At 67.1% G+C, this 12346-nt stretch carries 9 protein-coding genes; 3 read left to right on the top strand and 6 right to left on the bottom strand.

Annotation, left to right across the window (positions count from 1 at the left end; translation table 11 throughout):
* Positions 1–4: 4 nt before the first annotated feature.
* A complete protein-coding gene (locus EDE12_RS06405; protein ID WP_026597823.1) occupies positions 5–1357 on the bottom strand; it encodes an ATP-binding protein in 1353 nt (450 codons plus the stop codon).
* Positions 1354–2016: a response regulator transcription factor gene (locus EDE12_RS06400; protein WP_024878797.1), complete on the bottom strand. Its 663-nt coding sequence runs from the start codon at positions 2014–2016 to the stop codon at positions 1354–1356. The genes EDE12_RS06405 and EDE12_RS06400 overlap by 4 nt, the downstream gene beginning before the upstream one ends.
* A gap of 132 nt (positions 2017–2148) precedes the next feature.
* Between EDE12_RS06400 and EDE12_RS06395 the strand changes: the two genes are divergently transcribed.
* From EDE12_RS06395 to EDE12_RS06385, 3 genes are read left to right on the top strand one after another with little or no spacing between them, the layout of a single operon-like run.
* Positions 2149–3273 carry an efflux RND transporter periplasmic adaptor subunit gene (locus EDE12_RS06395; RefSeq protein ID WP_024878796.1) on the top strand — a complete coding sequence of 375 codons (1125 nt, stop codon included), beginning with the start codon at positions 2149–2151 and terminating at the stop codon, positions 3271–3273.
* Positions 3274–3285: 12 nt separating this feature from the next.
* Complete coding sequence (locus tag EDE12_RS06390) at positions 3286–6426, top strand: CusA/CzcA family heavy metal efflux RND transporter (RefSeq protein WP_024878795.1); 3141 nt, start codon at positions 3286–3288, stop codon at positions 6424–6426.
* Complete coding sequence (locus EDE12_RS06385) at positions 6423–7751, top strand: TolC family protein (protein WP_024878794.1); 1329 nt, start codon at positions 6423–6425, stop codon at positions 7749–7751. Before EDE12_RS06390 ends, EDE12_RS06385 begins: the two co-directional genes overlap by 4 nt.
* A gap of 85 nt (positions 7752–7836) precedes the next feature.
* On the opposite strand, the gene EDE12_RS06380 is transcribed toward EDE12_RS06385, so the two are convergent.
* The 4 genes from EDE12_RS06380 to EDE12_RS06365 form a co-directional block, all read right to left on the bottom strand.
* The gene (locus tag EDE12_RS06380) at positions 7837–9402 is read right to left on the bottom strand and encodes a L,D-transpeptidase family protein (RefSeq protein WP_245275702.1); all 1566 of its coding nucleotides are present in this window, start codon (positions 9400–9402) and stop codon (positions 7837–7839) included.
* Positions 9403–10001: 599 nt separating this feature from the next.
* The gene (locus EDE12_RS06375) at positions 10002–10607 is read right to left on the bottom strand and encodes a TPM domain-containing protein (RefSeq protein WP_024878792.1); all 606 of its coding nucleotides are present in this window, start codon (positions 10605–10607) and stop codon (positions 10002–10004) included.
* Positions 10607–11398 carry a TPM domain-containing protein gene (locus EDE12_RS06370; RefSeq protein WP_026597820.1) on the bottom strand — a complete coding sequence of 264 codons (792 nt, stop codon included), beginning with the start codon at positions 11396–11398 and terminating at the stop codon, positions 10607–10609. The genes EDE12_RS06375 and EDE12_RS06370 overlap by 1 nt, the downstream gene beginning before the upstream one ends.
* Positions 11399–11477: 79 nt before the next feature.
* A complete protein-coding gene (locus EDE12_RS06365; protein WP_026597819.1) occupies positions 11478–12074 on the bottom strand; it encodes a LemA family protein in 597 nt (198 codons plus the stop codon).
* Positions 12075–12346: the final 272 nt, after the last annotated feature.

Here is a 12346-nt window from a genome sequence, read left to right as displayed (position 1 = left end):
ACGCTCAACCCGCCACAGGAAATTCGGCGGCGCCGGATAAATCCACCTCCACGCGCAGCCCGCCGAGCGCCGAGCGCGAGAAGCGCATATCGGCGCCATAGGCGTCGAGAACGTCCTGCACGATGGCGAGACCGAGGCCGGCGCCGCCGGTCTCGTCGAGACGACCGCCGCGACGGCGGATCAGCGCCTCGCTGCCCTCCGGCAGTCCCGGCCCGTCATCCTCGACGATAAAAAGCCCGCCCCCGAAAGAGATGCGAATGCGCTCGCGCGCGTGGCGGGCCGCGTTCTCCATCAGATTGCCGAGAATCTCCATCAGATCGACGCGATCGACGGCGATGCGCGCCTTGGGCGCGATGCGCATTTCGAAACGCGCCTCGGTCCCCGCCGAGGCGAGCGTGCGCGCCAGCGCGTCCACCACTTCGGCGACCGGCGTCGGCTCGCCGCCGCGCGCGACGCCGCGGCTGCGCGCCCGCGCCAGCTCGCGCGCGACATGGCGATGCATGGCGTCGCCGATGCGATCGAGCGAGCGAGCGATCTCGGTCTCGCCCTTCTCGCGCAAGAGCCGGGCGTCGGCGGCGAGCGCGGTGAGCGGCGTCTTCAAGCCATGGGCGAGATCGGCGGCGCGATTGCGCGCCCGCTCTATTTCCTTGTCGCGCTCGTCGAGCAATCCGTTCACCTCGTCGATGAGCGGCCACACCTCCGGCGGCGCCGGCGAATCGAGCCGGCGCCGACGCCCCTTGGCGATCTCGCTCACCGCAACGCCGAGCCCCGCGAGCGGCGCGAGGCCGAGCCCGACCTGAATCCAGGTGGCGAAGGCAAGGCCGATCGCGATGAGAAGGAGCGCGGCGAACAGCTCCGCCGCAAAAGCGTCCCGCGCGCGGGCGACGCCGGAGAGATCGAGCGCCACCAGCACGCGCAGGCGCGACGCCGCCGCCCCGCCGAGCGCGACGCAACGCTCGCCGCCGAGCAGCGCATTGCCCCAAGGCCCGCGCAGACGATGATAGGCGATGCGCTCGCCGCTCTCGCAGCGGCCGGAGATTTCCAGCGCCTCCTCGCCGAGCGAGGCGGAGCGCTCGACATCGCGGCTGTCGCCGCCCGCCACCTGCCAATAGAAGCCCGAGCGAAAGCGCGCGAAACGCGGGTCCGGCGTCGCGGTGATGACGCGCAGACGTCCATCGGAATCGACCGCGAGATCGGAGACGAGCTGACGGACATAGGTCTCTATGTCGTCGTCCATCGTGCGCTCGACATGATGCTCGAACAGCAGCACCAGCACGAAGCCGGCGAGCGCCAGCGCGCCGGCGATGGCGGCGGCTCCGAAGAGAAACAGCCGCAGGCGCAGCGAGCGCGTTCTCATCGGTCGAGATCGGGCATCAGATAGCCGAAGCCGCGCTTGGTCTCGATCGCCTGCGCGCCGAGCTTCTTGCGCACGCGGCCGATCAGCACTTCCACGGCGTTGGAGCTCTGCTGGTCATGGCCATAGACATGCTCGGCGAGGTCCGATTGCGGAACCACCTGCCCGCGCCGATGCAGAAGATAGGCGACGAGACGATATTCAATCGCCGTCAGCTCGACCGCGGCGTCGTCGATCTTGATGGTCATGCTGCGCTCGTCGAGCGAGAGCGCGCCATTGCGCGTCACCGAGGAGGCGTGGCCGGCCGAGCGGCGAATGACGGAGCGCAGCCGCGCCAGCAATTCCTCCGGCTGGAAAGGCTTGGGCAGATAATCATCGGCGCCTGCGTCTATGCCGGCGACGCGCTCGCTCCAGGAGCCGCGCGCGCTCAAGGCCAGGACCGGCATGCGGCGGCCCTGCTCGCGCCAGCGCTCCAGCACGGCGAGCCCGTCGAGCCCCGGCAGGCCGAGATCGAGAATGACGGCGGCGAAATTTTCCGTATCGCCGAGAAACCAAGCCTCCTCGCCATTGGCCACGATATCCACGACATAGCCCGCCGCGCGCAGAGCTTTCGCTACGTCGCGGGAAATGCGCTCGTCGTCTTCCACCAGCAAAATTCGCATGAGCAGGGGCTGCGGTGCTATGCTCCGCTCGAACTTCGATCGTCGCGTCAGCGTCGAGTTCGAGCTCGTCAGCTTTTCGTCAGCTTCGATAAGCGAAATTGCGCGCCGACGCAAAGACCGGTTCCAGGCGGAATGAACATACAAAAGTTTCAGCATCTTGCCGTCATCGTCGGAATGGCCGGCGCGCTCCTCGCGAGCGTGGCCCGCGCCGCCGACGAGGTCTCCATCCCGCTTCGCGAGCAGGACATTCAAGCCGCCGGCATAGAAACGAAGCCGGTGGAGAAAAGCTCCGGCTCCGACGAGCTCGTCGTTCCCGGAACAGTGACGGTTCCGCCGCAGCAATTGCGCATGGTGGCGACGCCCGCCGCCGGCCTCGTCGAGACTCTGCTGGTCTCGCCGGACGAGGAGGTGAAAGCCGGCGATCCGATCGCGACCCTCAAAAGCTCCGAGCTGATCGAGGCGCAGCGCGCCTTTCTGCAGGCCGCCGCCGACGCCGCGCTCGCCAGTGAGAAGCTGCGCCGCGACGAGCAGCTGCACAAAGAGCGCATCATCGCCGAGCGCCGCCTTCTGGTCACGCGCGCGGAAGCCGCGCAGGCGCGCTCCGTGCTGGACGAGCGCGGCCAATTGCTGGCGCTGGACGGCATGAGCGAGCAGGCGATCGAATCGCTGCGCAAGGAGCGCAAGATGGGCGCGGCGCTCACCGTGCGCGCGCCCATGTCCGGCGTCATTCTGGCGCGGCATGCGACGGTCGGCGATCGCCTGATGGCCTCGGCGCCGCTCGTCACCATCGCGCGGCTCGATCCCATTTGGGTCAATCTGCAAGTTCCCATCGGCCGCGCCGCCGGGCTCGACCGCACGGATAAGGTCGTGCTGCCGAGCCATGGCGTCGAGGGAAAGCTGATCCGCATCGGCCGGACCGCCGATCCGGCGACGCAATCCATCACCGCGGTCGCGGAATTCTCGCCCGGCAAATCGCCGGTTCGCCCCGGACAGGCGGTGCAGGCTATTCTGCGCATCAAAGGAACCGGCGGGACGCTCTGGCGCGTGCCGGCCGACGCCGTGGTCCATTTCCGCGACAAAGACTGGGTATTTCTGCGCTCTGCGGATGGTTTCCGCGCCGTGCCGGTCAATCTCGTCTCGGAGACGCCGCAATATGCGTCGATCCAAGGACCGCTCGCCGTCGCCGATCAGGTGGCCACGCGAGGCATGCTGACGCTGCTCGCCGAGCTTGCGGCGAAAGACCCGAGCGCTAAGTGAGCGAAACGCGACATGCTCGATAAACTCATCCAAGCGGCGCTGGGCCAGCGGCTCCTGGTCTTTCTCGCGGCGATCGCTCTCGCCGCCTGGGGCGCGCACGCCTATTCCAAGCTGCCGATCGACGCTTTTCCGGACGTCGCGCCGGTGCAGGTGCTGGTCTCCATGCGCGCGCCCGGCCTGACGCCGGAGGAGCTGGAGAACCGCGTCACCGCGCCGATCGAGATCGCCGCGCGCGGCATTCCCAATCTCGTGCGCATGCGCTCGACGACGCGCTATTCCGTGGCGCTGCTCACTTTCGAGTTCGGCGAGGGCACGGATATTTTCTGGGCGCGCACGCAAGTGAACGAGCGCCTCGCCTCGGTCGCCGATCAGCTGCCGGCGGGCGCCTCGGGCGGGCTCGCGCCCATTGTCACCCCGCTCGCCGAAATGCTGATGTTCACCCTCGTCGGCGGCGGCCTCACGCCGACAGAGCAGCGCAGCCTCGTCGATTGGACCATTCGCCCCGCATTGCGCGGCCTGCTCGGCGTCGCCGACGTCAATGTGCTCGGCGGCTTCGTGCGCACTTTCGAGGTCGCGCCTTCGCCCTCCGCCATGGCGGCGCGCGGCATCACCGTGAAGATGCTGAAGGACGCGCTCGAGGAGAACAACCGCAACGACGGCGCCGGCCGCGTGCGCGATGGCGAGGAGGCGCTGCTGGTGCGCGCCGAGGGACGGCTGCGCACGCTCGACGACATACGCTCGGTGGTCGTCGCCGCGCGGTCGACCGGAATCGTGCGCGTCGGCGATGTGGCGGAGGTGCGCAATGGCGCGCTGGCCCGCAATGGCGTCACCACGCGCAATGGCGAGGACGAGGCCGTATGGGCGCTGGTGCTGGGCCTTCGCGGCGCCGACGCCAGCACGGTCGTCTCCGGCGTCAAGGCCAAGCTCGAGGAGCTGAAGCCGCGCCTGCCGGAAGGCGTGAAGGTCGATATCTTCTACGATCGCAGCGAGCTCATCTCCAAAGCCGTGTGGACGGTGCAGAAGGTGCTGATCGAGGCCATCGTCCTCGTCGTCATTCTGCTGTTCCTTTTCCTCGGCAATCTGCGCGCGGCGCTGGTCGTCTCGCTGATCCTGCCGCTCGCCGCGCTCTCCACTTTCGCGATCATGCGGCTCTATGGGCTCTCGGCCAACATTATGTCGCTCGGCGGCCTCGCCATCGCCATCGGGATATTGGTCGATTGCGCCGTCGTCGTCGTCGAGAATGTCGAGCATCGCCTCGCCGGGATGGAAAAGGCCGACCTGCAAGACCGCGTCCGCATCACCTATGAGTCGACGCGCGAGGTCGCCGGCCCGCTCGTTTCCGGCGCGGTCATCATCATCACCGTCTTTTTGCCGCTGCTCTCGCTCGAGGGGCTCGAGGGGCGGCTGTTCGCGCCGGTCGCGCTCACCATCGCCTTCGCCATGGGCTCGGCGCTCATACTCTCGCTCACAGTGGTGCCGGCGCTCGCCGCCACTCTGCTGCGCGCCGGCGGCAGCGACGAGCCCTGGCTGGTGCGCAAAATCTCCGCCTTCTACGATCCGCTGCTGGAGCGTGCGCTGCGCCGGCCCATGGTCGTCGGCGCGGCCGTGACCATCGGCCTCGCTCTGGCGCTGCTCGCCTCCAACCACATCGGCCAGACCTTCATGCCGGTGATGGACGAGGGCACGCCCGTCATCACCGTGCGCAAGCATCCGACCATCAGCGTCGACATGACCGCCGAGACCGATATGCGCATAGAGCGCGCGCTGATGGCGCGCGTGCCGGAGATCAAGGGCGTGATGGCGCGAGCCGGCGCCGACGAGCTCGGCATCGACCCCGTCGGCCTCAATGAGACCGACATGTTCCTGACGCTCGCGCCGATGGACAAATGGCGCGAGCCGAACATGGCCTGGCTGCTCGGCGAGATGCGCCAGGTGCTCGACAGCTTCCCCGGCATTTCCTACGCCTTCTCGCAGCCGATCGACATGCGCGTGCAGGAGATGATCATCGGCGCGCGCGGCGATGTGGTGGTGAAAGTCTTCGGCGACGACATAGACGAATTGAACCGCCTCGCGCGCGAGATCGCCGGAACATTGCGCAAGATCGACGGCTCCCGCGACGTCTTCGCGCTACAGAATGACGGGATGCGCTATCTCACCGCGCGCATCGATCGCCTGGCCGCCGGTCGCCTCGGCCTCAACGCCAGCGAAATTCAGGACGGATTGCGCGTATGGGTGGACGGCACGCAGGTCGGCCTCGTGCTCGAAGGCCCGGTGCGCACGCCGCTGGTCATTCGCGGCGACCCTGTGTCGCGCCGCTCGCCGGTGGATTTCGCACGCGTGCCGGTTGTTTCCGGCGACGGCAAGGTGGTGGAATTGTCGCAGCTCGCCGACATACGCGCAGAGAACGGCCCTATACAGGTCATTCGCGAGGAGGCGCGGCGCTACGCCACCGTGCTCTCCAATGTCACGGGACGCGATCTCGTCGGCTTCGTCGACGAGGCCAAGGCCGCAGTCGCCAAGGAGGTGCATACGCCGCCGGGCTATGAGCTGGTCTGGGGCGGGCAGTTCGAGAATCAGCAGCGCGCCTCGGCGCGGCTCGCCATCGTCGTGCCGCTGGCGCTGGGGCTCATCTTCCTGCTGCTCTATCTCACCTTCGGCTCCATGTCGCAGGCGGCGCTGGTCTTCTGCAACGTGCCTTTCGCGGCGATCGGCGGCGTCATCGGCCTTTGGCTCTCCGGCGAGTTCCTCTCCGTGCCCGCTTCCGTCGGCTTCATCGCGCTCATCGGCATCGCCGTGCTCAATGGCGTCGTGCTGATCTCCTATATCAACAAGCTGGTCGCCGAGGGCCGCGCCGTGCATGACGCGGTGCGCGAAGGCGCCCGGCGCCGCATGCGCCCGGTGCTGCTCACCGCAACCATCGCCGCGCTCGGCCTCGCGCCCTTCCTCTTCGCCAAGGGTCCGGGCGCGGAAATCCAACGGCCGCTCGCCATCGTCGTCATCGGCGGCCTCGTCACCGCCACCGCGCTCACGCTGCTGCTCTTGCCCATTCTCTACGATCGCTTCGACTTCAAGCGTCTGCTGCGCAAGCGCGCCGCGACGCAGCCCGCCACGACCACGGCGCCGGACTCCCGCTGGCGGATTCAGCGTCGATGAAAACCATGCGCTGCATTCCTCCGCTTCTTTCGACCACGCTCGTCCTTCTCCTCGCCGCGAGCGCGGCCGCGCAGACGCAGCCCAAGCTCACCGTCTCGCCGCTGCCGCCGGGCATAGAAGCGAAGGCGAAGCAGAAACCAAAGCAGAAGCCGCCGGGCAAGCCCTTCGGCCTCGTGCTCACGCGTCATCTCGATCAGGCGATCGGCATAGATGCGCAGAGCGCCGCGCTGGAAGCGCAACGCCGCGCCGTGGCCTCACGCTACGCCCAGGCCAATTCCTTCACGCCCGGCTCGCCCTATTTCGGCGGCTCGCGGCAGGAGCGCGTCAAAGGCAATGTGCAGGGCTATCGCGAATCCGAGCTCGAGATCGGCATGCCGATCTGGCTGCCGGGCGAACGCGAGGCCTATGAGCTCAATGTCACCGCCGGCGTCGCCGAGATCGTCGAGCGTCTGGCGCTGCGCCGGCTCGATGTCGCGGCGCTGGTGCGCGACGCCTGGTGGACGGCGCAGCGCACGGCGAAAGACGCAGCCATCGCGCGCGATCGTCTGGCGACGGCGCGCGATATCGGCAATGACATGAAGCGGCGCGTCGAGCTGGGCGAAAACGCCGCGCAGGACGAATTGCTCGCGCGCAATGAGACGCTCGCCGCCGAGACGGAAGTCGCGCAGACCGACGCCGCCGCCAAGGCCGCGCGCGCCGCCTATGAGGTGCTGACCGACGGCTCCACGCCGGATGGAACGCTGGAGGCGCCATTGCCGGCGCGCCCGCCGGAGGATCATCCCGCGCTGCGCGCGCCGATCGCCGCGCTCGCCAAGGCGCAGGCGCAGATGCGACTGATCGAGACGGGCTTCATCGACAATCCGGAGATCGCCATCTTCGGCCGCAATGAGCAAGGCACGGAGCCCGCCACCGAAGATCCGATCCGCTCCAACAATAATACTGTCGGCGTGCGCTTTCGCATTCCGCTGCCGACGCCCGGCCGCAATATTCCGCGCATCGCCGAGGCGCAGGCGGAATTCGATCGCGCCAACGCCGAATTCGGCCGCGCGCAGAGGTTCGTCGCCGCGGAGATCAACGCCGCCCGCGCCGCCGTCGCCGCAGCGCGACGCGCGGACGGCCTCTCGGCCAAGCGCCTTTCGGTCGCCAGCGAGCAGTTCGATCTCGCGCGGCGCTCCTTCCGGCTCGGCGAGATCAACGCTTTCGATCTCTATCGCGTGCGCCAATTGCAGCTCGACGCGCAGCGCGCGCGGGCGAGCGCGGCCATCGATCTCGGCGTCGCATTGTCACGCTTGAATCAAGCCTTCGGCTACGCGCCGACTCTGTGAAGGCAAGGAAGGCGAGCCTGAAGGCTCGCGGTTCAGGGAAACGCTTCGGACCGCGAGCCTTCAGGCTCGCAACCCATAAAACCGCTTACCCCTCGAGCCCCAGCGCCTGACGCACCTTGGCGGAATAGCCGTAGAGATCGCCGCGCAATTGCAGGCGTCCCGACTCGTCCACGAAAGCCGTGAAATATTCGATGTGGATCGGCAGCGGCCGTGCGAGATTTATGTAGCGCTCATTGCCGCCGATGAGCTTGCGCACGCGCTCCTCCGGCCAGCCGCTGCCCGGCCCCAGCACCGCCTCGGCGAGGCGGAAGGGCTGATCCACGCGAACGCAGCCATGGCTCAGAGCGCGATGCGCCGAAGCGAACAGCGCATGATTGGGCGTGTCGTGCAGATAGACGGAGAAGTCGTTCGGGAACATGAATTTGATGCGCCCGAGCGCGTTGGATTCGCCCGGCTTCTGCCGCACGAAAGTCTGCCCCTTGCGGGTGATCACCTCAAAGCCGCGCGCGGCGATGGCGCCGAGGTCGCCGCCGAATTTGGGCAGCATCTCTTTCGTCAGAATCGACGGCGGCACGTTCCAATAGGGATTGACGATGATGAACTGCATTTTGTCGGAGAACAGCGGCGTCGGCGTGCCCTCCTTGCCCACGATGACGCGGGCGCGATGCGTGACATGTCCGTCGCGGACGAGAGCCAGCTCGAAATCGGGGATGTTCACCTCTATGCGGCTCTCGCCGAGCTCGCGCGGCAGCCAGCGCCAGCGCTCCATATTGGCGATGATCTCCGCCTCCACCTGCGCATTGGAGCGGCGCGGCGGCGCGCTCGGCGCCTCGCGGCCCGGGGCCGCGTCATGCGCGACCGAATGCGCGGCCTCGGCGAAACGCCTGTCGAGCTCCGGCAGGCCGGCGCTGCGCAGCTCCACGAGCTTTCCCCGCAGCGCGCGATAGCCTTCATGCGGCGGATTATAGTCTTGCAGCAAATCGCCCGCGCGCGATCCTGCGGCGGCGATCGTCGCGATCACGGCGCCGGTGTCCGGCAGAGCGGGATGCGCGCCGATGAGACGCGACAGACGCCGCGGATCGATGCGCCCGCCGGAGGCCTGAGCCGCATAGGCGACGACGGCCTCCGACAATGCGAGCTCATCCGCATCGCCGCCGAGCTTCGTCTCGGAAGGATAGGCCAGGCCGCGCAGATCGAGACCATCGTCGCGCGCGCGGCTCAGCCGCTCTATCGCGGCGGGCGCCGAGGCGCGCCAGGCGCCGCCCTCGCGCCACAGCGGCTTATAGGCGCGCTGCGCATAAAAGGCGGCGACCGCCTTGCGACGCGCGCGCTGCTCTAGTCCGCGTGCGGCGCCGGCCCATGAGTCGAGCGCGAGCGCGAAAGCCCGCTGCTCCTCGCTGAGCAGCGCCTCGGCGACATCGAAGCCGCCAACGACGGGAAGCACGGCGAGCGCAGTGGAGTTGACGATAGGAAGCAGCGCCGATGTCGTCGGCGGCGCGAAGATGTCGGCCGGCGGCTCTTCCATGCGCAGCCAGGAGACCTCGAGCTGCCGCACCAGCGGCGGCGGCGCGACGGTGAGCGGCGCGCGGAAAGGCGCGCGCGGCTCGGCGGCGGCGCCGGAGGACGAACCGAGCCCGACTGCGAACGCCAAAACGGACGCACGCGCGAAACTGCCGCGGAACACCATGCTCTTCTGCCTCACGCCACCGGGCGGCGCCACGCTTTCACGCGCACGATCCGCTCACCAATGCTCACGCGCGCCGCTCTCGACTCGCGCTTTACGTATATTAACGTAAACGGGTTAATGCTTGGAATAAGCTTCCGCGCCCCGCCGCCACAAAGATTGCCGTTCCATTAACGACGCGGCGGCGACGGAGTCGAGTTGCGGCTATCGCGCGCCCGTCTCGCAATTAGCTGGGCGCGACCTTTTGTAGCCGCCGCGCTTTCCGCCGCAAATTCAATTTGCTCGAGCGCTTCGCGCCATTCTGCCGCAGGCGCGCGCAATTGTCGGCGATGAAAGCGCGGCGCAATTTTCTCCACGACGATGCGCTACGTCGTCGTCACAAAAAAAAATTGCACTGAGGGAGAATCGTCATGCACAGCAATGCGGAGCTCTTCAAAGCCGTCGCCGGCATCGTCGGCGCGCTCGCCTTCTTCATCGTCGTCCTTCACCAGCTCACCCGGCTGATCGGCTGAGAGCCTTCTCCTCGCGCGACTTCCCGGAGCGCCCCCCGGCGTCTCCGGGATTTTTCAAATCACGTAGATCCTGTCCGGCAGCTCCTCATGGCCGCCGGGCGGCACATGTTTCGACAAGAGCCGCGCGCATTCGCCGATCGCATCGACGAAACCATCGGCGACGCGCCCCTCGCGCACGCGCGCGAGCAGGAGATCGAGCGCCGCGCGCCAATCCTCCTGAGGAATTTTCGCCGCTATCCCCTCATCCGCGACGATGCGCGCATAACGCTCGCCGAGCGAGACGAAGATCAGCACGCCGGTGCGATCCCTGGTCGCCGAAACGCCGCGCGTGAAAAATTGCTCGATCGCCGCGCGATGGGCGCGCTCGCGCTTGACGAAGCGCGGCGTCAGCGCGAGCCGCAAGGGCGGCAGCGAGAACAGCAGCGCCGCGCCGATGAAGACGAGAATCTGAATGGCCAGAATGAGCCGCACGCCGAGCTCGGTGAAGAAGACCAGCGGCCAGGGCGCGATGAGCGCGATGAGCGCCGCCAGCAACGGCGGCACATAGGCGTAATCGGAGGAGCGGCGCGCCAAGACGCAGACGATCTCCCCCGCCGTGCGCCGCTCTGCGGCGGCGATCGCCTCCGCTATGCGCTCTTTATCCGCATCTGAAATCGGCATCACCAATCCCCCGAGGCGCCGCCGCCGCCCGACGAGCCGCCGCCGCCTGAAAATCCGCCGCCGCCATCGCCCCAAGAGGAGCCGCCGCCGCCCCAAGAGGAGCCGCCGGACCAGCTGTCGTTCGACGGCGGGAAATAGATGATCGGCCCGCGCCCGCCGCGATAGATGCGCCGCCCGCCGCCGCGGGCGTTGGCGAGCATGGAGAAGAAGACGAACATGAAGAGCAGGAAGATGATGAAGGGCACGATCTCGTCGAAGCCCGGCTCGGAATGCTCGGCGCGCACTTTCACGCGCTTCTCCCATTCGGCGGAATCACCGCTCAGCACCTCGACGATTCCATCGACGCCGCGCTCGATTCCGGCGCCGAAATCGCCGGTCTTGAACTTGGGCGTCACCGCTGTCGCGATGATGACCTTGGAGAGCGCGTCGGTGAGCGTCCCCTCGAGCCCATAGCCGACCTCTATGCGCATCTTGCGCTCATTGGGCGCGATGAGGAACAGCACGCCATTATTGACCTTCGCCTCGCCGAGCTTCCAGAAGCGGAACAGGCCATTGGCGAAAGTCTCTATATCCGTGTCCTGCAGCGACGGCACTGTGGCGACGACGAGCTGAATGCCGGACTTCTCCTCCAGCTCTTTCGATTTCGTCTCGACCGCCTGCCGCGCGGCCGGCGGAATAATATGGGCGTCGTCGACGACGCGGCCGGTGAGCGCGGGAAAATCGAACGCCGCGAAAGCGAGAGCCGGCAGGAGGAGAAAGACCAGCAGAGCGAGGCTTCGTGTCCCTCGCATCGTGGCGAAAAAGCCGCGGCGACGCGAAGGCCACGAAGGAAGCGACGGCATCAGCGGCGATCTCCCGTGAAAAACGATTCTAGAACTTCACCGTGGGCGCCTGCTCCGCGCCGGCGTTGGCGGTGAATTCGGCGAGCGGCTTGGTTCCGGCGAAGACGGTCTTGGCCCAGAGCAGCGTCGGGAAGGTGCGCAACGAAGTGTTGAACTCCCGCGCCGCCTGAATGTAATCGCGCCGCGCCACATTGATGCGGTTCTCAGTGCCCTCGAGCTGCGATTGCAAGGCCAGGAAGTTGGTGTTGGATTTCAAATCCGGATAGGCCTCGCTGACGGCGAGCAGACGCCCCAGCGCGCCGGAGAGCTGCGCCTGCGCCTCCTGGAACTGCTTCAATTTTTCCGGATCGGTGAGCTGCGAGACATCGACCTTGGCCTGCGAGGCGTGAGCGCGCGCCTCCGTCACCGCGATGAGCACGTCCTTCTCATGCTTGGCGTAGCCCTGCACGGTGGCGACGAGATTGGGGATGAGATCGGCGCGGCGCTGATATTGCGCCTCCACCTCGGCCCATTTGGCCTTGGCTTCCTCCTCCTGCGTCGGAATCGTGTTGTAGCCGCAACCCGATAGCGAGAGAGCGAGGAAGAGAGCGGCCAGCAGAGACGGCCAGCGGAAGGAAAAATTCATCCGAAAGTCTCCTCATGACGGCATCCGCCCCACCGAACGGAGCGCGCCCATTACTTAGGCTGCACATGAGGGCTTGGGAAGTGCGGGCGGCGCCGGAAGGGGACGAGTGGTGGGTCGGTTTGGGTTTCGGCTTGATGACCCTTATGGGACCTTCTCTAGCGCTCGAACGGAGCCACGGGAATTCAGGGCCTTCGCTATGAAGCCTTGCATGAAAATTCACATAGTCTATCGTGACCTTCGTCGCTCTGTGGTCCTTTTTCGCTCGAGCGCAT

It is taken from the genome of Methylosinus sp. sav-2 (assembly GCF_004366495.1).
In the GTDB taxonomy this organism is placed as follows: domain Bacteria; phylum Pseudomonadota; class Alphaproteobacteria; order Rhizobiales; family Beijerinckiaceae; genus Methylosinus.
The sequence above is the reverse complement of the archived record's forward strand: the minus strand, read 5'-3'. Positions and strand labels throughout refer to the sequence as shown.